Here is a 21939-nt window from a genome sequence, read left to right on the forward strand (position 1 = left end):
CCGTGCTTTCCTACGTAGTCGCGATCATCGTCGTGGCTCTTGTCTTCGATTTCATCAACGGGTTTCACGATTCGGCGAACTCAATCGCTACGATCGTCGGCACGCGCGTGCTGAATCCTGTTGCGGCTGTGATCTGGGCGGCATTCTTCAATTTCATCGCGGCGTTTTTCTTCACGACGGCCGTGGCCAAAGCGATCGGCAAGGGCCTGATCGATTTGAACATCGTGACCCCGAGTGTCATCCTGGCGGGCCTGCTCGGGGCAATCGTGTGGGATCTCATCACGTGGGCGTACGGGATTCCGTCGAGCTCGTCGCACGCGCTCATTGGCGGGTATGCCGGCGCGGCGATAGCCAAGGCGGGAATGGCCGCGATCCTGTGGGGTAAGAAATGGATCGAGACGCTCTCCTTCATTGTTGTCTCGCCGCTGTTCGGCTTCACTCTCGGCTTTTTGCTGATGGTCCTCGTCTACTGGACGTTCAGCCGAACGAGTCCCTCGCGAGTCAATAAGGTTTTCAAACGCGGGCAGCTCCTGAGCTCGGCAATGTTTTCTCTGGCACACGGCAGCAATGACGCGCAGAAGACGATGGGCATCATCGTCGGCCTCCTGGTCTCCGTCGAGCCGCTTCTCGCAAAGGAGACGGGCTGGCTGGCCCGTCTTTACGTTCCGAACGCCGATAACATTCCTCTCTGGGTCGTCCTTTCGGCACACACGGCGATCGCGCTGGGAACTTTGTTTGGCGGCTGGCGAATCGTCCACACGATGGGCTCACGCATCACCAAGCTGAGGCCGGTTGGCGGCTTCTGCGCAGAGGGTGCCGGTGCCATCAGCATAATCATGGCGACAAACCTCGGGATTCCGGTCAGCACAACGCACACGATTACTGGTGCGATAGTCGGGGTCGGAGCGACCAACCGGCTCAGCGCGGTGAGATGGGGTGTGGCGGGCAGGATCGTATGGGCATGGGTTCTGACGATTCCCGCATCCGGGCTTATCGCCGCAGGGTGCTATTACCTGCTCGCCGCGTTCGTGTCGGTGTAAGATCTCAGATGCTTCGTCCACCCGGAGCTTCGGCCGCAGCACTGCTCGGCGCTTTTGCGATCGTCTCGTGCACTACGGCTGCGCCGCCGCGTCTGGGCCCTGAGACAGGAGATACCCGCGATATCGTCGTCGTGTCGACAACGGACGTGCATGGGCGAGTAAGAGGCTGGGACTATTACGCGGATTCGGCGGAATCGCTGCGCGGGTTGACGCGAGCCGCAACAATCGTCGATTCCGTGCGCGCGGCGAATCCGGGGAGTGTGATTCTCCTGGACGCCGGCGACATGCTGCAGGGTAACCCGCTCGCCTACGTCGCGGCGCGCGTCGCACCGGAGCGCCCGAGCCCGATAGTGAGCGCCATGAATGTCATGCGGTACGACGCGGCCGCGATAGGCAACCACGAGTACAACTACGGAGTTCCGTACCTCCAGCGCGCAGTCAGAGAAGCGCGCTTTCCGTTCCTGTCGGCCAACACATATCGGCCCGATGGCACGCATGCATTCAGGCCGTGGACGATTGTCGAGCGCCGAGACGTCAGAGTCGGAATCATCGGGGCGACCACGCCCGGAGTGATGATATGGGATGCGGAGAACGTGCGTGGCCGCGTAAGGCTCGGCGATATAGTCCCCGCAGTGCGATCGGCGGTTCGCGAGGTGAAGGCGGCAGGTGCACACGTGGTTGTGGTGACGATCCACTCCGGACTGGCCGGGCCGTCGAGCTACGACACAGTCGCGACTGGAGTTCCGAGCGAAAATGTATCAGCGCGGATTGCGCGCGAGATCCCGGGCATCGATCTCGTCGTCTTCGGCCACTCGCACAGAGAGACACCGGAGCTGAGAATCGGCACGACGCTCCTCGTGCAGCCCAAGAACTGGGCGACGAGTGTCGGCATTGCGCACCTCAATGTGGTCCCGAGCGGTGCGGGCTGGCGAGTTGCCCGATCGCGGAGCACGGTCGTGCAGGCTGCGCGGCACGCGGAGCACGCGTCGGTGGCTGCCGTCACAGCGGAGAGCCACAGGCGGACCGTGGCTTATGCGAACACGGCGATCGGCTCGACGCCTGTTGCGTGGAGGGGAGACTCTGCACGCCTGCGCGACACTCCACTCATCGACTTCATTCTCGAGACTCAGCGCAATGCGGCCGGGGCCGATCTCGCTTCGACTGCTGCGTTCACGCTCGATGCGTCACTCGATGCCGGGCCGGTCACCGTCGCAGAGCTAGCCAGACTCTATCCGTACGACAATACGCTCCGGGCCGTGAAGATCAGCGGGAAACAGCTCCGCGATTATCTGGAGTTCAGCAGTCGTTATTACGCCTCGGTGGAACAAGGGCCCACGGGCTCGCGGCCGGTGGTCGATCCTGCCATCCCAGGCGACAACTTCGATATTGTCGCCGGCGCTGACTACACGATCGACCTTACCCGGCCGGTCGGCTCGCGCATCACCGCGCTCACAGTGAAGGGGAGACGGGTTGCCGAGCGCGACAGCTTTACCTTGGCGCTTAACAACTACCGGCAGACGGGCGGTGGCGGATACGCAATGCTCAGCGGTGCTCCGGTTGTCTACGACAAACAGCAGGAAATCCGCCAGCTGCTGATAGACCAGGTGCAGACCCGACGAACCATCCGCCCCGAGGATTTCTTCACGCAGAACTGGAGGCTTGTGTATCCCGGTAGTGCGAGTGGCGCGGCGCCATCGGGCGGTACCGCCGGCGACGTGGATCGATCCACTCCGCTCGCTCCCGGCACGCCCCGTCTTCGCATCATCGCGACGAACGACTTTCACGGGGCGCTCGAGCCGCGAGCTGACGCGGGCGGCGTGATGCGCGGCGGTGCGGCATATGTCGCGGCGATGATCGAAGCGGCGCGAAAAGAATGCGCTCCCAGCTGCCAGACGCTGCTCCTCGACGGTGGCGACATGTTCCAGGGGACGCCCGCGTCCAACCTCGCGTTCGGCCGTCCGGTCGTCGATTACTACAACAGGATGGGCTACGTCGCCGCCGCGCTCGGCAACCACGAATTCGACTGGGGCACCGATACTCTGCGGGCGCGCATGCGCGATGCGAGGTACGCGATACTGGGCGCGAACGTGAGATACACCGACGGACGCGATGTGCCGTGGATTCCCGACGACACACTGGTGACGCTCGGCGGCACGAAAGTCGGAGTGGTCGGTTTTGCGACAGTGCTGACACCGACCACGACACGCGCCGCGAACGTCACAGGGTTGCGATTCGACGATCCGGCGCCAATAGTCAGTACCCGCGTGCGAACACTTCGCGAGCGCGGAGCGGACATCATTGTCGTCGTTGCTCATGCCGGCGCGTTCTGCAATAGCACGGGTACAGGCGGCTGCGAGGGCGAGATAATCGAATTCGCGCGCAAGCTGACCGAGCGGGTAGACGCGATCGTAAGCGGTCATACACACAGCCTCGTGGATCATGCCGTAAACGGAATCCCGGTCGTTCAGGCGCGGTCGAGCGGACGCGCGATTGCCGTGATCGACATTCCGCTGGCCAACGGTAAGCCGGCCACGGGCGCGTATGGGGAGGTGCGCGATGTTGTGGTGTCCGCTGTCTCTCCGGACCCGCGGATCGCAGCGCTCGTCAAGGATGCTACCGACCGTGTAGCCCCGTTCGTGAACCGCAGGGTGGCGGAGATCGCGACAGCGCTCGGGCGCGAGGGGGCCCAGTATCCGCTCGGGAATCTGATTGCCGATGCGCAACGGTGGGCAGGCAAGGGTGACGTAGCGATCATGAACAACGGAGGCATTCGGGCAAGCCTGCGCGCAGGAACAGCGACGTATGGATCGCTGTTCGAGGTGCAGCCATTCGGGAATGTGCTCTATAGCCTGAAAATGACGGGCTCTCAGCTGAAGGAATATCTGGAGCGGCTCGTCAACCGCGACGAGCTGAGAGCGCACGTGAGCGGAGTCACGATCGGATACAATCCCGAGCTGCCGCGGGGACAAAGGATCGTGACACTGAGACTTCCAGCGGGCCGGACGCTTGCCGAAGGTGCCGTTTACAACGTCATCGTGAATGACTTTCTCGCGACAGGCGGCGACAACCTCGGTCCGCCTGCCGGCACGCGTGTGACTCCGCTCAACGTCTCCGACCTCGACGCGCTCGTCGGCTACCTGAAAAGACTGCCTTCGCCTGTTCGCGCTCCGGCCGACGCGCGGATCTTCATCACTCAGTGAGCGACGGCGGCGCGACCTACCGTGTCTACGTGGATTCGCGCCCTGTTGACGTTCCGGTGTCGGCGACGGTGCTCGACGCCGTCGAATCGGCGGACCCCGCGCTTGCGGAGGCGGTGAGAAGCGGAAGCAAGGCAGTGACTGACAGCCGCGGACTCCCGATTGCGTCGGATGCACCGCTTCACGGTGGAGCGATTCTGCGCGTCGTTGCGGTGCGGCAGCGCGAAGCATGACGCGGTCCGGCAGGGTACAGGTTGATTTGAGACCAGAGGGTTCTTTGGGATCCTATTGCCAGTTTTTGCATTCAGTCCGTTGCTGACCCAGACGCTCAATTGAGCTTTATGCAAAAACTGGCAATGAGATCCCAAAGAACCCTCTGGTCTCAAATCAACCTGTACCGCTACACGCGGTCGCGAGCTTTTGCTTTAGGCGACGATTCGATAGAATCGTGGATGCTGACCTCCGATAAACTCCGCCGCCTTCCAAAAGCGGAGCTGCACTGCCATCTCGACGGATCGGTGCGACCGGCAACGCTGATCGAGCTTGGACGCGAATACGGTGTCCCACTGCCGTGCGCCAGTGCCGACGAGCTGCGCGATTACATGCTCGTCGACGACGCCGAGACGCTCGAAGACTACCTCGCGCGGTTCGAAGTCACGATCTCTGTTCTTCAGACGGCCGAGGCAATCGAGCGGGTGGCCTACGAGCTCGGTGAGGATGCCGCAAAAGACGGAGTACGATACATCGAGGTCCGCAACGCCCCGATTCTCAACTCGAGAAAAACGCTGTCCACGGCCGAAGCTCTGGAGGCACAGCTCCGTGGACTCGCGCGAGCGGAAGCGGATTTTGGAATCGTCGCGCGGTCGATCGTCATATCCATCAGGCAGCTTTCACCGATGGTGTCGCTCGAGCTGGCTCGCCTCGCCGTCGCCTATCGCGACCGCGGAGTTGTCGCGTTCGATCTGGCCGGCGGCGAGCTGGGATTTCCGGCCGCCGCGCACGCGATGGCCTTTGCGTATGCGCGGGAGAACAATCTCGCGATAACTGTGCACGCCGGCGAAGGAGACGGTGCCGCATCCGTTCGACAGGCGGTGCATACGTGCTGCGCCAACAGGCTGGGTCACGCGACACGCCTGATCGAAGACCCCGATCTCATGCAGTACGTAAATGACCGACGCATCGGGCTTGAGATCTGCCTGACGAGCAACGTGCATACAGGTGTTGCAGCATCTTATGAGGTGCACCCGTTACGGGCATATTTCGATCGCGGCATGAACGTGACGCTCAACACCGACAACAGACTGATGAGCGGAACAACCCTTACGGACGAGTACCTCTACGCCGCGAAGTATCTCGATTTCACGTTCGATGAGTTATGCACTCTTTCGCTGAACGGCTTCGAGAGCGCGTTTCTTCCCTGGGAACAACGGATCGTGCTGCTCGAGCAAGTCTCGAGTGAGCTTGTGGCGCTTGCCGACCGCGACCAATGAACGGCGACTTCTCGGTCGCTGGCGCAAAACGAACTGCCGACGCGATCCGTGAGAGAATCGGCGCCGCCGAGCCGGAGATCGCGATCATTCTCGGGTCGGGGCTGGGCGGTCTGGCGGACGAGATCGAGAACGCCGCACGGGTCCCGTTTTCGGACATACCAGGGTTTCCCGAGCCGACCGTTCTGGGACACGCGGGTGCGCTCGTCGCCGGGCGTCTCGGCGGGCGGGCGGTGATTGCCCTCGCCGGTCGCTTCCACATGTACGAGGGACATCCGGTGTCGCTGGCCGGCTTTCCCGTGAGAGTGATGCACGCTCTCGGCGCGAAAACTCTCTTTGTGTCGAACGCGGCGGGCGCAATTCGCCGCGATCTCGTTCCCGGTGACCTGATGATCATTGAAGATCACCTCAATCTCACGTTCGCCAATCCGCTCACAGGCCCTGTCCAGGAGGGCGAGGAGCGGTTTCCGGACATGAGTGAGCCGTACGATGCCCGCCTGCGCGCGGCGCTGAGAGCAGCGGCCGACAAGCTTGGCGTCGCATTGAAGGAAGGGGTATACGCATGTCTGCCGGGGCCTTCCTTCGAGACACGCGCCGAGGTGCGCATGCTCGAGCGGCTTGGCGCTGACGCCGTGGGAATGTCGACGGTGCCCGAAGTGATTGTGGCACGCGCCAACGGGATGCGTGTGGCGGGCGTGAGCTGCATCACCAATGCTGCTTCGGGCACCAGCGAGTTTCCCGTGCTTCACGCGGACGTGCTCGACGTCACGGCGCGTTCGGCGACAACCTTTCAGTCGCTTGTCCGCTCGTTCGTCACCGATTTGCCGCGAGCGAAATGATTGAGCGGGCCATGCCCGCTGCCGAGTTGCGGTGCTGACTCAATCGCCGCGTGGACGTAATCGACAGCCGCTCTCACTGAATCGCGAAGTGCAACTCCCTGCGCCAGCTGCGCGGCGATAGCGGCAGACAGTGTGCAGCCGGTGCCATGAGTGCTCGATGTCTCGATCCGCGGATGGGTGAACGCAGTGAATTCACCGTCGTAGAAGAGATCGAGAATCGCCGGCTCAGCGCTGCTGGTGACATGCCCGCCCGTTATCAGCGCCGCTTTCGCTCCGAGCTCTACAATCCGCTCGGCTGCACGTCGCATCGTGGCTTCGTCGGTGACTCGCGCACCAGTCAATGCGGCTGCTTCCTCGGTATTCGGCGTGACCAGCGTTGCCAGTGGAACGAGGTCGTGCTTCATGGTGTGCGCGCCCTCCGCATCGATCAGCATGTCACCGCTCGTCGCCACCATCACCGGATCGAGGACATAGTTCTTCAGGCCGTGCCGCTGGAGCGAGGCTGCGACAACCCGGATGAGCTCCGCGGTCCCGAGCATTCCGGACTTCACGGCCGCGGGCTTCAGGTCGGCGGCGACGACATCGATCTGCTCGCGAAGGAGCTCCGGTGATACCGGCTCCCAGCTCGTTACGCCCAACGTGTTCTGAGCCGTTATCGCAGTTATTGCCGAAGCCCCGAAGACCCCGAACTGGTGAAACGTCTTGAGGTCGGCCTGTATGCCGGCTCCTCCGCCGGAATCCGAGCCGGCTATCGTCAGCACGACATGCATGAACGAAAGATGCGCCACCGACCCCGGTGGCGCATCCTCGGATTTGAGCCCTGCGCGTGAACTGCTTTGACCGCTACTGACGCGGTGCCGGCAGCGAGCGAATGCGCGAGCGGAAGCTGTTGTAGTTCGTGGTGTTCGTCGTCAGGTTACGGAGGGTAGCCGCAGGAATGCGGTTGATGTTTGCCTGAACGGCCACGATGCGCTCTTCCTCACCGGGGTGAGTGGCAAAAAAGCCAGCAACCGCCGAGCGGCCCTGCTTTCTCTCCGCGATGAGCTTCTCGAACATTGTGACCACACCGCGTGGGCTGATTCCCGCGCGAGTGGTGTTGCTGACCGCTTCGATGTCAGCCTCGTTTTCATCGCCACGGCTGAACTTTGCAAACACGGCCGTTCCGGCGATGTTGATGCCGGCCTGCGCGATCTGGCTGTTGCACACATTCGTCAGAACGCACGCGAGTGTCACTCCGATATTGGCTCCCTGAGCTTTCTCCATCTGCTTGACGGTGTGCCGTCTGACGACGTGTCCGATCTCGTGCCCGAGCACACCGGCGAGCTCGGTCATGTTCTCAGTGCGCTCGATCAGGCCCCGATTGATATAGATGAATCCTCCCGGAACCGCGAACGCGTTCACCTCGCGGCTGTCCACGATGTAGAAGCGCCAGTCCAGGTCACCGCGACTGGTACGCGATGCGATCTGGTCGCCGAGCAGATTGATGTATCGGTTCGCTTCGGGGTCGGTCACAAGCGGAAGCTGTCGATTGATATTCGCAGCCTCCTGTTGACCCATCTGAACCTCCTGCTGTGTGGATATGCCGCAAGCAGATGTCCCGATTATCAGCGCGAAGGAAATAAAGATTCGTTTCATTTGAACTCCTGCGGTAAATTGCTGTCCGATTGAAAGGCAAATCCTATTCCATGCCCATTCGCCTCGGCTCAGCGTGAGACTGCTCACCCTCGCACGCGACTTAAGGCGACGGAAAGCGCGGGAACGCCAGTCGCTGTTTGTCGCCGAGGGAGTCCGATCGGTCGAAGAGCTGCTGCGCTCACCCCTTGTCGTTCGCGGTGTGCTGACCGCTCCCCAACTCGCCGACGCACCACGCGGTGGTGCACTCCTGGAGCAGATCGAGGCTTCGGCGATCGAGCACGCCAAGGTCAACGAAGCCGAGTTCAGAGGCGCTGCGGAAACCGACTCTCCTCAGGGAGTCCTGGCGATCGGTGAAATCCCGGCACGCGCCCTTGGCACGTTGTCAGGTGTTTCCCCGCTCCGCCTCCTCGTTCTCGATGCGATTCAGGATCCGGGAAACGTCGGAACCATTCTTCGCACCTCGGCTGCTCTCGGCGCCGATGCGACCGTCGCGCTGCCCGGCACTGTGGACCTCTGGAACCCCAAAGTCGTCCGCTCAGCTATGGGAGCACACTTCCATAGTATGGCATTCCATACTACCGCCGATGATCTGTTTGCGTTCCTAGATGCCGAGTCGGTTCCGTTGTGGGCGGCGGAGGCGGGTGGGAGGGGCGTCGAATCTGTGGAAGCCCCGCTGCGTCTCGCGCTGGCCGTCGGAAACGAAGGGGCCGGTCTGTCGTCTTCCGTGCGCGCGCGCGCGTCGGGGGCGGTTTCCGTCCCAATTGCTCGATCCGTCGAGTCGTTGAATGTAGCTGTGGCGACGGCGATTCTTCTCTATCAGCTCAGGAAATGACCGAAACGCTTTGGGCGATCTACAGCTTCGTTATCGGTGCATGCTTCGGCTCATTCCTGAATGTCTGCATCTCGCGCTGGCCCGAAGACCTCTCCGTTGTTTCACCGCGCTCGCGCTGCCCGAATTGCGCGAGACCGATTACGGCTCTCGAGAATATTCCGCTTGTCAGCTGGATCTTGCTGCGCGGGAGATGTCGCGGCTGCGGGAATGCGATCTCGTTTCAGTACCCTCTCGTCGAGCTCTCGGTGGCGCTCGTCTGGCTCGGCAGCTACCTCGTTTACGGCCTGAGCTTCACCGCCGTTCGCGTGGCGGTGTTCGCGACGGTCCTGCTCGGCATCGCGATTACCGACGCGAAGCACTATCTGATTCCCGATGGCTTTACGGCCTTCGGGCTTCTGTGGGTAATCGTGACGGCGATTGTGGCGCTGTTTTTTCCGGGTCCCTCGCCATTTGCGGATGCGCCGGCAGCGCTGATAGGCGCGTGCGCCGGAGCCGGTGCCGTGGCTATTGCGGGCTGGCTTGGCGAGCTCATGCTGAAGAAGGAGGCGATGGGATTCGGCGACGTCACTTTGATGGCAGTCGTTGGCGCTGCCGTCGGACCGGCTCGGGCTCTGATGACCATCTTTCTCGGTGCGGTGCTGGCGACCGTGCTTTTCCTCGGGATCGTTTATCCGATCGCGTGGCTCCGCGCGCGCCGCCTCCAGGCCACGTTTGAGCCGCCGCAGGTGCCGTTCGGCGTTTTTCTTGCGCCTGCAGCGATGATCGCCTTGCTTTGGGGCGATTCAATGCTGTCGCTGTACCGGCGCTCGATGGGACTCTGACCTCGATCAGGCATGACAGGCAACAGCTGTAGCGGCACGATGCGCGCGACCTCCCGGACAAGACACGGAATGCGGGCTGCCGCGCTCGCGTGCCTCACCCTTACCCTGTCGATGGGGTGCCGCGACAAGCCGGCGAACTATTCCGGTCCTTACGGGAAGCAGGTTGCCGACGCGATTCCTCGGATCGAAAACGCGGTTGGGCTGAAGTTCAAGACTCCACCGGTCGTGGAGGTGAGATCCAAGGAACAGGTGCGCGCGTTCGTCGTGCAGCAGGTCCAGGATCCGAAGTCGCTGCGCGAGTTCACCGGAATGGAAGCGGCTTACAAACGGCTCGGCATGCTGCCCGACACGCTCGACCTGAAGAAGTTCCTGGTGGACCTTCTCACAGAACAGATCGTCGGCTACTACGACCCGAAGACGAAGGTTCTGTACGTAGTCACTGATGCGCCGACCGAGGCGGCGTCGATCACGATCACGCACGAGCTGATCCACGCGTTGCAGGACCAATACATCAGTCTGGATTCAGCGCAAAAGCTCGAGGGACAGAACGACCGCCAGTCCGCCGCGCAGGCGGTGTTCGAGGGGCAGGCAGTCTACGAGCAGATCGCCGCGATGCTCGGCGGCAACAATGTCGCCGTCAACCTTCCTGGTGGATGGGATCGCGTTCGCGAAATGATTCGGGACAACCAGAGCTCGATGCCTGTATTCGCGGCGGCTCCGGTGGTGATCCAGGAGACGCTCATCTTTCCCTATCTGAGCGGTGCTGAGTTCGTGCGCAACTACAAGGACCGCAATCCGGGTAAGGAGATGTACAAGGATATGCCTCAATCCACCGAGCAGATCCTTCATCCCAGCGCCTATTTCGCGAAGCGTGACGCTCCTACGGCCGTATCACTGCCGCCGCTTGTCGGAGTGAGCCCGGTTTATCAGAACACCATCGGCGAATTCGAGACGCGGCTATTCCTCTTCGAGCATCTGAGGGATCAGAACGAAGCAGTTCGCGGAGCATCCGGGTGGGATGGGGATCGCTACCAGCTGTTCAGCAGCAGTGGCGGGCAGGGAATTGCTTGGGTCACCGTCTGGGATTCAGCGGTCGACGCGTCGGAGTTCTTCGACATGCTCGGCCGGGCTGTGGAGAAGCGTTACGGTGTGAAGCAGGCGGCGTCGGCGGGAGCGACGACGAAGTCGTATAGCGGGGCCGGCCGATCAGTGCAAGTCAGCACCGCCGAAGTTGCGGGGCGACCGGTGGTTCTCTACGCCGATGTTCCTGCCGGCGCGAGTACCAGCGTGCTCGACCTGAATAAGATCGAGCTTAAGGAATAGGCATCGCGCGCCGCTCCTCAACAGCCGCCGCAGAGGCACAGAGAACACAGAGAAATCCTTTTTAAGTGGAACAGCTCACGCGGTTAGGGACTCGATCGCCGCGTTGAGTAAACCCAAAAAAGAAAGAACGCCGCGACGGTGTCCGATGCGGCGTCCTGTTCTCTCTGTGTTCTCTGTGCCTCTGTGGCAGCAGTTCCGTCTTTTCTCTACAAGCCGATGAGCCTCGACAGTCCGAAGGTCCCGAGTCCGACAAACGCGCCGAGCACGTATCCGATGACGATTATCATCCTCAGCTCGTTCTGTATCACTGAGCGCAGGATCTCCTCGAGTCTGTCGACGCTGAACGCCATGACCTTGCGCTCGACCATCGACTGAACGTCGAGCCGCTGTACGAGCACCGGCAGCTGCGCGTGGATCCAGTCCCAGATGTGAGGAGCCGTCGCGTGTGCCAGCCTCTTGCCGGCGTCGGGGTCCTTGCTCGCCGAAGCGACGTCGCCGATGATCTCCGAGATGGGCTTCTGCAGGTAAGCGAGAAGCGCATCGTGAATGGTGCGCGTGATTTCTTCACGGATGACGGGGTCGTCCAGCAGGACAACCAGCTGCTCCACGCCTTCGGTCTCGATCGCATCGAGCGCCGCCTCGAACTTCCTCTCCGACAGGTATCGGTGAGTCCACCTGCCACGGTGCCGACGATCACGTGCACCGCGAGCTGGACCCACACATTCTCCATGTTCACTTACTGCTTGACCTGCTCCGCGGAGATCGTGGTCTGATCCTCGGCTGAATCAGCGGCCATCGGCGCTTTCTTCCGGGGAGCGCGCCGTGGCTCGGAGTCGGCCAGCGCCGGAGCCGACTTCCGCAGCAGCATCAGATGGATCACTTCGTCCATCGTCGAGACGAAAGTGAATGCCATCTTTTCCTTGACTTCGTCAGGGATGTCGCGCAGGTCTTTCTCGTTGGTCGACGGCATGATGACATGTCGGAGCCCGGCGCGATATGCGGCGAGAACCTTTTCCTTCACGCCGCCGATTTCGAGGACTTTTCCGCGCAGCGTCACCTCACCGGTGATTGCCGTGTCGCGCCGGACGGGACGGCGGCTCAGTACGCTCGCGATCGCCAGCGTAACGGCCGCGCCGGCGCTCGGACCGTCCTTCGGAATCGCGCCGGCGGGGAAATGCACGTGCAGATCGGTCTCCTTGAACTCCGCCTCGCCGATTGCGAGCAGCTCGGCTCGGGAGCGGACGTACGAGTACGCCGCGTCGACCGATTCACGCATCACACTGCCCAGCTGGCCCGTGACGGTGAGCCGTCCCGAGCCTGTCATACGCAGTGCCTCGATCAGCATCAGGTCGCCGCCGGTGGCCGTCCACGCGAGGCCGGTGACAACTCCGACCTCCGGCTCCTGGTCGGCCTCTTCGAGCGTGTACCGCGGATTGCCGAGCACGTCGATGACCCGCTCGGTGTCTACGATCCACGCGCCTTCCTCACCCTCAGCCTTGCGCCGCGCACGCCTGCGCATGATGGACGCAACGTCGCGCTCGAAGTTCCTGAGTCCCGCCTCGCGCGAGTAGCGACTGGCGAGAAGCCCCAGCATCTCGTCGGTGAATTGAATGTCCTTGTCCGTGATGCCGTGCTCCTCGAGCAGTCGCGGCAGCATGTAGCGCCACGCGATCTCGACTTTCTCCTCGACGGTGTAGCCGGCGATGCGGATTATTTCCATCCGGTCGCGCAGCGGTGGCGGAATGTCGTAGATGTTGTTCGCCGTGCAGATGAAGAGGACCGCCGAGAGATCGAACGGGACGTTGAGGTAGTGATCCACGAACTCATGGTTCTGCGAGGGATCGAGGACCTCGAGCATCGCCGCAGTGGGATCTCCGGATGGACCGCCGCCGCTCATCTTGTCGATCTCGTCGATCATCATCACCGGGTCTTTCACCTGCACGCGTCTCAGCGCCTGGATGATGAGACCCGGCAGTGCACCGACGTACGTTCGGCGGTGCCCGCGAATCTCGGCTTCGTCGCGCACGCCGCCCACGGAGATTCGATAGAAAGCGCGGCCAATCGCCGACGCAATTGCCTCGCCGAGTGAAGTCTTCCCGGTTCCCGGCGGGCCGGCGAAGCAGAGGATCGGCCCGTGTGGATCGCCGCCACGAAGCTTCCGCACAGCGAGGTACTCGATGATCCGCTCTTTCGCTTCGTTCAGCCCGTAGTGCCTGCTGTCGAGTGCGTTCTCGACCGCGGTGAGCTCGATTTCTTCGCGTCCTGATCGGCGGTCCCAGGGAAGCGAGAGCAGCCAGTCGAGGTATGTGCGAATCACCTGGTACTCGCTCGCCGCGGGCGAGAGCATCCGCAGCCGCTCGGTTTCGCGTTTTGCCTCGGCCGCAGCGCGGGGCGGGAGCTTCGCTTCCTCGATTTTGCGGAGTGTCTCGATCGCTTCCTTCTCGCCCGGATCTGCTTCGCCGAGCTCGGCCTGAATTGCTCGCAGCTGCTGGCGCAGGTAGAACTCGCGCTGGTGTTGCTCGATCTTGATCTCGGTCTGGCGCTTCACGTCTTCGACGACGTGTGCGCGACCGACCTCACGCTCCAGGCGCGTCAGCAGAAAGCGCAGGCGCTGACCGATGTCGAGCCGCTGAACGATCTCGTCCTTGTCTGAGATCTTGAAGTTCATGTTGGTCGCCGCGAGGTCGGCGAACCGGCCAGGGTCCGAGACGTTCATCCGGAGAATTGCGGGCACCTCGTCCGGAATGCGGTCGACCATCTTCGCCAGCGTTTCCGCGGCGTTGACCACTCTCCCTACGAGCTCATCGACTTCGACCGGATCCGCCGCGAGCTCCTTTGCCGGCTTGACGTGAGCGACGGGGTAGGGTGTCGTCTGGACGATCTTGTCGATGATGATTCGTCTGAGACCCTGGAGCGTGATCTGGACTGTGTCGCCGGGAAGATTGATTCGCTCATGAACGCGTGCGGCAACTCCCACGCGGCCGACGAATCGCTCGAGGTCTACCGGATCGTCGTGCTCGCCCGTCGCTATGACCAGCGCGACGATGAGCCCGGCCCCCTCGTGTTCTCTCAAGAGCGCGAGATTCTCCGGCGCGCCCATCTGCACGGCGATCGTTCCGAGCGGATAAACGATCGTGGAGCGCAGCGCCATCATCGGGAGATTCGGCGGAATCTCCGATTTCAGGATGTCGTCTTTGCGTGAGGGCTTGGCCATTCGCGGAAATTAAGTCCGGTCGCTGTGTCGAGCCAAGAAGCAGGAGCTGTGCGGCGGGCTCTCTGCTATGTCACTACCTGCGCCGGCCGTCGTTTCAGCAACGCCGCAAATCCAGAATGAGCGCGTATCGCGTCGATGGAGCCGTCGTGGTCGATCCACTTCCAATGTCCGAAGCCGTGGTCGATGGCTTTGCCGAGAGCGGCTATCGCCTCTTCTGCCTGTCCTTCCTGGGCGAAATTGCACGCGATGTTGTACAGCACCGACGGATCGTCCGGCTCCATCGCGAGTGCACGGCGGTTCCACTCTCGCGATTTCTCCGACTCACCCAGATAGGTCAGGTCGGCGGCGCCCATGTAGAGAGCTCGCGGATTGTCGGGATTCAGCTCGAGGTGTTTCCGCGCAGCGTCGTAGCCGCGCCTTGCCGCGCGAATGGAGTCTTCGCTGCGGCCGATCCCCTTGTAGATGTCGGCAAGAAGCGTGAGCGCCGCGAAATCGTCGGGCCGTACTGCGATTGCCCGCTCGAACCACTTCGCGGCCTCCTCGGCTTTGCCCTGTGCCGCGCAGGCGCGAGCGTAGAAATAAGCCGCCTCGAATGATTTCGGATCGAGTCGCATCGCTGTCTGAAATTCCTTTTCCGCCTCGTCGAAGCCGCTGCTCAGAGAGAGGGCGAGCCCGCGGGATGCGTGTGCCTCTGCAAGCTCCGGCGCCAGCTCGACCGCCCGCCGGCTGGCCGACTCGGCGCGGGCCAGGTTTGCGGGAGTCGCGTCGAAATACGTGTAAAGAAACGAGCAGCAGTCGGCGACCCCGGCGTGGGCGAGAGCATAACCGGGGTCGAGCTCGATTGCGCGCTCGAACATCTGGCGGGCGAATTCGTGACTCTTGCGGCGATGCTGGTGGAAGTACTGCCGGCCCCGCAGATAGGCTTCGTACGCCTCGACGTTCGCCGTCGGAATCTGCTCGATCGCCTTCTTTTCGTCCTCGCTCAATACCACCCGCAGCGCGGAGACGATGCTCTGCGCGATCTCGTCCTGAATCGCGAAAACGTCCTCGAGCTCCCTGTCGTAGCGCTCCGCCCAGAGCTGCGAGTTGTCGCTGGCATTCACCAATTGCGCCGTGAGTCGCAGTCGCTTGCCCGCCTTGCGCACGCTTCCCTCGAGAACGGTGCCCACCTGGAGGCGGCGTCCGATTTCCCGAATGTCCTCGTTTTTCCCCTTGAACGTGAAGGACGATGTGCGCGATGAAACTTTGAGCGCCTTGATCTTCGACAACGCGTTAATGATTTCTTCGGCAATTCCGTCCGCGAAGAACTCGCCCTCGGGGTCCGCGCTCAAGCTGGAGAACGGAAGGACTGCGATGGACTTCACCGCGCCCGCGCCGCCGGGAGTCAGCGGGCTCCCATCGGGCGTCGTGAGGTGAGAGGCCACCAGCGCTCTCGCAAAGTCCATCGTCGTCGAGAAACGCTCGCCGGCGTCCTTTGCCAGAGCCTTCGTCAGAGCGGTTTCCACTTCTTCCGGCGCCGAGGCAAATGCGGAGCGAATCGATGGCACGGGCTCAGTGAATCGTTTGCTCAGGACTGCCTGAGCTGTTGCCCCTACGAATGGCTTTCGACCCGAGAGCATCTCGTACAGCACGCAGGCGAGGCTGTATTGATCGCTGCGGCCATCCACCACACTGTCGCCGGCGGCCTGCTCCGGGCTGACGTACGCCGGCGTGCCGACCATCATGCCCGTCTGCGTGAGCGTATCACCGGAAGCGACGCTCACCGCCTTGGCGATGCCGAAGTCCATCACCATCGCCTCACCCTCCTGCAGCATCACGTTCTCCGGCTTGATGTCGCGGTGGACGATGTTCTGCCTGTGTGCATAGTCGAGCGCGGACGCAATACCACGGACGAGCTGAAGGGATTCCTCCAGCGGAACCTGTCCATCCCGGAGGAGTCGGTCGCGCAGCGACTCGCCCTCCACCACCGGCATCACATAGAAAAGAAACCCGGCCGCCTCTCCTGAATCGTAGAGCGGAACGATGTGGGGATGGTTGAGCCGCGCAGCAAGCTTGATCTCGCGCAGAAAGCGATCCGGGCCGAGCGACGAGCTGAGCTCGGGGTGCAGCACCTTGAGCGCAACGCGTCGGTCGTGACGCAGATCTTCGGCGAGATAGACGGTCGCCATACCGCCGCGGCCGAGCTCGCGGTCGAGCCTGTAGCGTGACACAAGCGCAGAATTCAGCTGTTGCTGCACGGCACTCCGTTGAAGAGGTTTTCGCGGCAAAACTACAGATGGGGCGGAACAACGGCCACCTGCATCGAGCGACTGACTACACCGTGGAGGACCTCCCCGTCAGGTGACCTGTCGTGTGTGAAACTCATCGAGCGCGGCCGACAACAGGCGCGGCGTTCGCGCCACGGCAAGCGCCACGCCGATCCACCAGCCCAGCCGGCCCGTCAGACCGAAACGACGCGTCATCGCCCACGCCGAAGAACGCAACGCGGCATGCTTCCACAAGGCGAGCCCGCGAGCCGCGGTGCAGGCCGAACAGCTCGTCGAGTGCCGAGCCAGCCGGCGCTCGAGCACGGCGAGCCCTGTCAACGCCAAGGCGCTGCCTGCGTCGCGTGAGATGCTCGACGAACGCCGCCGGACGATCGCGACGTTGTCCGGCACGCTCTGGAATTGCGCGCCCGAGGCGGCGACGCGGAGCCAGAAGTCCCAGTCTTGCTGATGCGGAAGACTCTCATCGAACATCCCGACTAGCGACAGGACGCTGCGGCGAAGGAACAATGCGTTGATTGGAGGCGACCCGGTGAGCAGCATCTGGTGAAACGGATCGGCGTCGAGCGAAAGCAGTGCGTCGTTGGCGTACAGCGGATGTCCCTCGAGGTCGACGCCGCGCCAGCCGCAGTGGAAGATCTCGGCCCCGGGAACCCGCGCGGCCGAGTCGATGAATCGCTGAAGGTAGCCATCCGGATGGAGGTCGTCTGCGTCGAGAAAAGCAAGGAACTCACCGCGTGACGAGCGAATTCCGTCATTCCGCGCCGCTGGCGCGCCGTGATGCGTCTGATGCCGCACTGAGATTCGGTCCCCGAAGTCCGCGAGGATTCGCGGCGTTTCGTCGGTCGAGCCGTCGTCAACAACCACCAGCTCGAGCTGGACGCCTTTCTGGACGAGGACGCTTTCGATGGCGTCAGCGACGAACGCCGCCCCGTTGTAAACCGGAATGACGACGGTGACGAGAGGTGATGACAATCAGTGCACTCTTGTCGAATAGATGACACCATCGGCGAACTTTTCGCGAGTCGACATGAAACATTGCGCTTCGATCTCGCGTGCACTCGGAACGTACCATCGCCAATTGACGCCGTTGAGGTAGACCAGAACTGCTTCCCCGCTCCGGATTGCCTCGCACATCGTAACCATGTCGCGCGCGTAGTCACCGTTCGGCAGTTCGGTATCTGGATTGACCTCCCTCGGAATCGAAACGGAGTTCCGCGCGGTCCTGAACCAGATTGCGTCTTCACCATTGGAATAGACCGTCCGGCTCGGGTAGCGCTTCACCAGGGCGGACAGGGTAGGCGAATTCCGCCAGGCGGTTGAGTTGAACGCGCGACCGTTAGCCCGAATGTCGATTGCCTCGGCCACGGCGCGTTTGGCGTTGATGCCGGTACACAACAGCAGGAAGAAGAGAGTGGCCTTCCAGACCAGCATGTTTTGAGCTTCGCGCGCGACTACCCACGCGAGCCCAATCACGGCGACAAGAAGCAGCAGCAGCGCCGGAAGAAGAATTCGATCGTCAAGCGGAGTTCGTGCGTCGAGGAACGAGATCGAGAATAGCACGAACGTTACGTACGCAACGAAGTAAGCCGCGCAGGTAATCCGGAGACTCGTGGCTTGGTCGGCGGATTTGCTTGAGAAGTACCTCCTTCGGGAGAGGTAGGATATCCCCAGGCCGACGAGCACCAGAGCGACCGCAACCTCCATGACCTTCCACATGTCAGGAACGAAAACCGCCAGAACAAAATCATGGAGCGTATTGAGGAGAGCCCTCACGTGTCCAAAATCCGCCGGATGAAACGAGAACTTCCAGTCACTCAATTTGTTCGCCGTAGCAACATTGCGAAGAATCCAGGCTCCGAGCGGAAGGGATGCGAGCGCCATACCGATGATCGCATCCCGCCGTCTCGCGAAGACTGGACGATCGCTGGCAACCAGGAGAATCATCCCCAGGATTGGAATCAGAATCACGCCCACAAAGCGCGTGGAAATCGCGAGGCCCAACGCGGAAGACCCAAGCAAAAGAACCCGCCGATCCGGCACCGCAACGTGGCGCGTCAGCAAGAGGAACCCTGTCAAGGTGAGGGCGATAAACGGGGGCTCGGACCATAACATCGAATGTACGGCGAGCATCGGCGCAGAAAGCAGCAGGAAGAGCATTGCAATGCAAGCCGCCGCGAGGCTGCGGCGCGTGCAGATCATTACTGCTACCCCCGTCAAAACGACGTTGTACGCAAAAAGGGCGGCGTGCAGCCATCTCGCACCGTTCAGCACATCTCCAGAGTTAAGAAAACCGACAGCTGCGAGAAGCATCGGATATCCAGGAGGATAGTGAGTCATCGGGTGACCCCTGTCGAAGAATCCGTTGCCGCCCAGAAGATTTTTTGCGGTCGACAAGTACACAATCGAGTCGGGGCTGACGCCCAGTCCGCCGCGCGTGATCCACAACATTGACGCGAACGCCACGGCACCGATGCCTGCAAACGCCAACACCCGGGCAAGTTGCGATCTGCTCACCTTAAGTCAGAATCGGGGATGAGTTTTCAATCACGCTCATTTCCGCCGGGACATGGGAATCCGGGGCCAACAAGTGCTCGGCGACCTGTCGAATGCAAGTTCCCTCTCCTCCAAACCTTTGCGGAAGATAGAAAGTCGCGACGGAGCAGTAGCGCAGCGAGCTCGACTATCTTCCACAAAGGGGACGAGCCGCTTGGCAGATTGCACTTGCGATATGGATTCCACCTGGATTCTTTTGGGGCTCTGCCTTTCGCCCACCATGTTTAATTTTCCCGCTTTCATCCGGCTTATTTCGGTATAAGAATGGACTCCCACACAAACGCGGCGCCGCAACGGCCTCCCCGGCTACGGTTGAATCCCGCGGTGACCTCACAGATCATCGACGACAACGCGGTCCTCATCGATCTGCGGACGAACGAGATCTACGAGATGAATCACACAAGTGCCCGACTGTGGCAACTCCTTGGTGAGGGGCTCGAAGTCGATGACATCGAGCGTCGGCTCGAGGCGGAGTTCGAGATCGAAGCGGAAGAGCTCCACCGGCAGATCGACACCTTTCTCGCCACGCTGCTGGACGCGAAGCTGGTGGAGCACGAATGACGACGGGTTCCACCATTCTTGCGCCGAGCGAGAGCTCACCGGTGATTCAGACCTCACCGGAATGGCTGGCTAGTTTCGGACCACGAAACGAGAACCTGCTCGGCGATGGCAGTGTCGCAACGGTGGTGCACGCTGAGGGCGATCGCGCCGAGCTGCGTCTCGTAACCGACTTGCCCGGCTCTGGGCCGGAGAGCCTGTCGCGATTGGGGTGTGGCCTCATTTTCTCCGGTGAGCTGTACGAGCGGGACGAACTCGCGAAGTCAATCGGGATCCGTCTTACCGACCGAATGAGCGCAGCGGAGCTCGTGCTGGAGAGCTACCTCGTCCGCGGAGAAGCGATCGTGAGTCAGATCAAGGGTGTCTTTGCGCTTATCATCTGGGATCCGCGCCGCGATCTGCTGCTTTGCGCGCGTGACCGAACGGGGATCTATCCTCTGTTCTACAGCGAGGCCGGACCGGACTTTGTCGCATCGACATCGGTGCGCGCGCTTCTTCGCCACGCCGGCGTGTCGAGAGAGATCAATCGTACCGCACTTGCCGAGCGGTTATCCAGTCGCTTCTTCAGCAAGCAGGACACCGCGCTTGCCCGTGTGCAGCGGGTGCCGGCGGGCCACGTACTCCGCATCGTACAGGGGAAGCGCGAGGTGCGCGAATACTGGAATCCGATGCCTGAGGGCGAGGTGAGGTGGGAAACCGGCGATATCGTCGAGAAATTTGACGCTGCGTTGGGCCGCGCCGTCGCGCGTTGCCTGACACAGGGCCGGACTGGCATCTTCCTCAGCGGCGGCCTGGACTCGGTGAGCATCGCCGCACTGGCCCTGGACCCGACGAAATTGCAGGACAGCCAGCGTCCACTGGCGCTGTCGCTGATTTTTCCGCATCGGGCGGATTGCTGGGAGGAGCCGGTGCAACGGAGCGTGGGCCACGATCTTGGGCTCGAGCACGTTTTCGTAAATTTCCGTGAGGGTATCGGAGACGACGGCCTCGTTGCGGCAGGCGCGCGAGCCACGAGTACCTTGGCTCTTCCCTTGCTCAACGCCTGGACGCCTGCCTACGAGCATCTCGGATCGAAGGGGGCGCGGCTTGGATGTACGACGATTCTCAACGGGGCGGGCGGCGACGAGTGGCTGGCGGTTACACCGTTTCTCGCTGCGGACCTGATCCGGCGAGGCGATATCCCAGGGCTGTTCCGCCTGTGGAATAGCCATCGTCGCTCATATTCGATGTCCCCAATTACGAGGTTGCGCAGGATGATCTGGACATTCGGCATGCGACCGATTCTTGCCGGCGCGGCAGCCGGCGTGTTGGGACGTACAGCGCCCGGGATCTTGAGGGCGCGCAAGCGGCGCTACATTCGCCGCTCGACGCCGGACTGGGTCGCGCCGGATCTTGTGCTCCGGCAGCAGATGGACCGGCGAGCCGAGAAATTCATCGAGGACCCCCGGTTGGGCTCGTTTTCGTTTTATGCCTGGGAAATGCAGAAACCGCTCAGTCACCAAGCGAGGTCGCTGGAAGCCGAGGACGCCTTCGAGATGGGCAGGCGTCTGGGTGTAAGGATCGGCTCACCCTACTGGGATGCTGACCTGATCGATCTGCTCTATCGCATTCACCCGGAAACTCTCAATCGCGGTGGACGCACCAAAGGACTGGTACGGGAGTCAGTGGCCCGCCGGTTCCCGCAGCTTGGTTTCGGCGGACAGAAGAAAGTGGTCGCCTCGGATTTTTTTTCCAAGACTGTGTACTCGCAGTGGCGACAGGCATGGGAAAACCTTGGGGGAGTACCGGCGCTCGAGGGCATGGGAATCGTCGACTCAGGCCGACTGAAAACATTTGCCAACGAGCTACTTGCGTCTGGCAAGCCGCGAGGTAGCTTTCACCTTTGGGATGTGTTGAACCTGGAAAGCTGGGCGCGGCAGTACATCTAGAGAATCAACCTGAACCGCAGGGGGCCTTTACAGTGCCGACGATATCGATGAAACACCCGTGGGAGAATTTTCGCCTGACGAGAGTCGGCAACGTGGCTGATGTTGTGCGCGGTGGTGGTGGAAAGCTCAGCATAGAGACCGCGGACTCAGGCGACATCTTTTCACCACCCGGGCAAGAGACGTAAACTCGGGAAGAGTGACCGCGGGAGAGCGGGCAGGCGTCCGCCTCTCCCCGAAGTCCAAGG

Annotated in this window: 17 protein-coding genes; 10 read left to right on the plus strand and 7 right to left on the minus strand. The window is 61.9% G+C overall.

The window, feature by feature from the left end; all coding sequences use genetic code 11:
* Positions 1–2 precede the first annotated feature (2 nt).
* The 5 genes from VES88_04425 to VES88_04445 all read left to right on the plus strand — a co-directional run bounded on the left by VES88_04425 (position 3) and on the right by VES88_04445 (position 6563).
* Positions 3–1040 (plus strand): inorganic phosphate transporter, encoded by a 1038-nt coding sequence (locus VES88_04425; GenBank protein ID HYN80724.1) that lies wholly within the window; start codon positions 3–5, stop codon positions 1038–1040.
* Between the two features lie 8 nt (positions 1041–1048).
* Positions 1049–4240, plus strand: a complete 3192-nt coding sequence (locus VES88_04430; protein ID HYN80725.1) for a 5'-nucleotidase C-terminal domain-containing protein — start codon at positions 1049–1051, stop codon at positions 4238–4240.
* On the plus strand, positions 4237–4470 hold the full coding sequence (locus VES88_04435; GenBank protein ID HYN80726.1) for a hypothetical protein: 234 nt from the start codon (positions 4237–4239) through the stop codon (positions 4468–4470). The genes VES88_04430 and VES88_04435 overlap by 4 nt, the downstream gene beginning before the upstream one ends.
* 219 nt (positions 4471–4689) lie before the next feature.
* A complete protein-coding gene (gene add, locus VES88_04440) occupies positions 4690–5727 on the plus strand; it encodes an adenosine deaminase (GenBank protein ID HYN80727.1) in 1038 nt (345 codons plus the stop codon).
* Positions 5724–6563 carry a purine-nucleoside phosphorylase gene (locus tag VES88_04445; protein ID HYN80728.1) on the plus strand — a complete coding sequence of 280 codons (840 nt, stop codon included), beginning with the start codon at positions 5724–5726 and terminating at the stop codon, positions 6561–6563. The genes add and VES88_04445 overlap by 4 nt, the downstream gene beginning before the upstream one ends.
* Here the strand turns inward: VES88_04445 and thiD are convergent.
* Both thiD and VES88_04455 read right to left on the minus strand, forming a co-directional pair.
* Complete coding sequence (thiD, locus tag VES88_04450) at positions 6515–7351, minus strand: bifunctional hydroxymethylpyrimidine kinase/phosphomethylpyrimidine kinase (GenBank protein HYN80729.1); 837 nt, start codon at positions 7349–7351, stop codon at positions 6515–6517. The genes VES88_04445 and thiD overlap by 49 nt on opposite strands.
* A 55-nt stretch (positions 7352–7406) precedes the next feature.
* The gene (locus tag VES88_04455) at positions 7407–8198 is read right to left on the minus strand and encodes a M48 family metallopeptidase (GenBank protein ID HYN80730.1); all 792 of its coding nucleotides are present in this window, start codon (positions 8196–8198) and stop codon (positions 7407–7409) included.
* A 73-nt stretch (positions 8199–8271) separates the two neighbouring features.
* Between VES88_04455 and VES88_04460 the strand changes: the two genes are divergently transcribed.
* The 3 genes from VES88_04460 (at position 8272) to VES88_04470 (ending at position 11174) form a co-directional block, all read left to right on the plus strand.
* Positions 8272–9030, plus strand: coding sequence for an RNA methyltransferase (locus VES88_04460; protein HYN80731.1), 759 nt, complete (start codon positions 8272–8274; stop codon positions 9028–9030).
* Positions 9027–9851, plus strand: a complete 825-nt coding sequence (locus tag VES88_04465) for a prepilin peptidase (GenBank protein HYN80732.1) — start codon at positions 9027–9029, stop codon at positions 9849–9851. Before VES88_04460 ends, VES88_04465 begins: the two co-directional genes overlap by 4 nt.
* Positions 9852–9920: 69 nt before the next feature.
* On the plus strand, positions 9921–11174 hold the full coding sequence (locus VES88_04470) for a hypothetical protein (protein HYN80733.1): 1254 nt from the start codon (positions 9921–9923) through the stop codon (positions 11172–11174).
* 206 nt (positions 11175–11380) lie between these two features.
* On the opposite strand, the gene VES88_04475 is transcribed toward VES88_04470, so the two are convergent.
* The 5 genes from VES88_04475 to VES88_04495 all read right to left on the minus strand — a co-directional run bounded on the left by VES88_04475 (position 11381) and on the right by VES88_04495 (position 19169).
* Positions 11381–11893, minus strand: coding sequence for a DUF445 family protein (locus VES88_04475; GenBank protein ID HYN80734.1), 513 nt, complete (start codon positions 11891–11893; stop codon positions 11381–11383).
* A 17-nt stretch (positions 11894–11910) separates the two neighbouring features.
* Positions 11911–14388, minus strand: coding sequence for an endopeptidase La (lon, locus tag VES88_04480; protein ID HYN80735.1), 2478 nt, complete (start codon positions 14386–14388; stop codon positions 11911–11913).
* 65 nt (positions 14389–14453) lie between these two features.
* On the minus strand, positions 14454–16625 hold the full coding sequence (locus VES88_04485; GenBank protein HYN80736.1) for a protein kinase: 2172 nt from the start codon (positions 16623–16625) through the stop codon (positions 14454–14456).
* Positions 16626–16724: 99 nt separating this feature from the next.
* On the minus strand, positions 16725–17627 hold the full coding sequence (locus VES88_04490; protein HYN80737.1) for a glycosyltransferase: 903 nt from the start codon (positions 17625–17627) through the stop codon (positions 16725–16727).
* On the minus strand, positions 17628–19169 hold the full coding sequence (locus VES88_04495) for a hypothetical protein (protein ID HYN80738.1): 1542 nt from the start codon (positions 19167–19169) through the stop codon (positions 17628–17630).
* Between the two features lie 303 nt (positions 19170–19472).
* Here VES88_04495 and VES88_04500 point away from each other — a divergent pair, with 303 nt between their 5' ends.
* Complete coding sequence (locus tag VES88_04500; GenBank protein ID HYN80739.1) at positions 19473–19769, plus strand: PqqD family protein; 297 nt, start codon at positions 19473–19475, stop codon at positions 19767–19769.
* The gene (locus VES88_04505; protein HYN80740.1) at positions 19766–21694 is read left to right on the plus strand and encodes an asparagine synthase-related protein; all 1929 of its coding nucleotides are present in this window, start codon (positions 19766–19768) and stop codon (positions 21692–21694) included. The genes VES88_04500 and VES88_04505 overlap by 4 nt, the downstream gene beginning before the upstream one ends.
* Positions 21695–21939 lie beyond the last annotated feature (245 nt).

Source organism: Gemmatimonadaceae bacterium, assembly GCA_035633115.1.
Lineage (GTDB): Bacteria > Gemmatimonadota > Gemmatimonadetes > Gemmatimonadales > Gemmatimonadaceae > UBA4720.

Coding starts and splice junctions, on each gene's coding strand:
- VES88_04430 (HYN80725.1), top strand. CDS start 1,049: ATGCTTCGTCCACCCGGAGCTTCGGCCGCAGCACTGCTCGGCGCTTTT.
- add (HYN80727.1), top strand. CDS start 4,690: ATGCTGACCTCCGATAAACTCCGCCGCCTTCCAAAAGCGGAGCTGCAC.
- VES88_04445 (HYN80728.1), top strand. CDS start 5,724: ATGAACGGCGACTTCTCGGTCGCTGGCGCAAAACGAACTGCCGACGCG.
- VES88_04455 (HYN80730.1), bottom strand. CDS start 8,198: ATGAAACGAATCTTTATTTCCTTCGCGCTGATAATCGGGACATCTGCT.
- VES88_04465 (HYN80732.1), top strand. CDS start 9,027: ATGACCGAAACGCTTTGGGCGATCTACAGCTTCGTTATCGGTGCATGC.
- VES88_04470 (HYN80733.1), top strand. CDS start 9,921: ATGCGGGCTGCCGCGCTCGCGTGCCTCACCCTTACCCTGTCGATGGGG.
- lon (HYN80735.1), bottom strand. CDS start 14,388: ATGGCCAAGCCCTCACGCAAAGACGACATCCTGAAATCGGAGATTCCG.
- VES88_04500 (HYN80739.1), top strand. CDS start 19,473: ATGGACTCCCACACAAACGCGGCGCCGCAACGGCCTCCCCGGCTACGG.
- VES88_04505 (HYN80740.1), top strand. CDS start 19,766: ATGACGACGGGTTCCACCATTCTTGCGCCGAGCGAGAGCTCACCGGTG.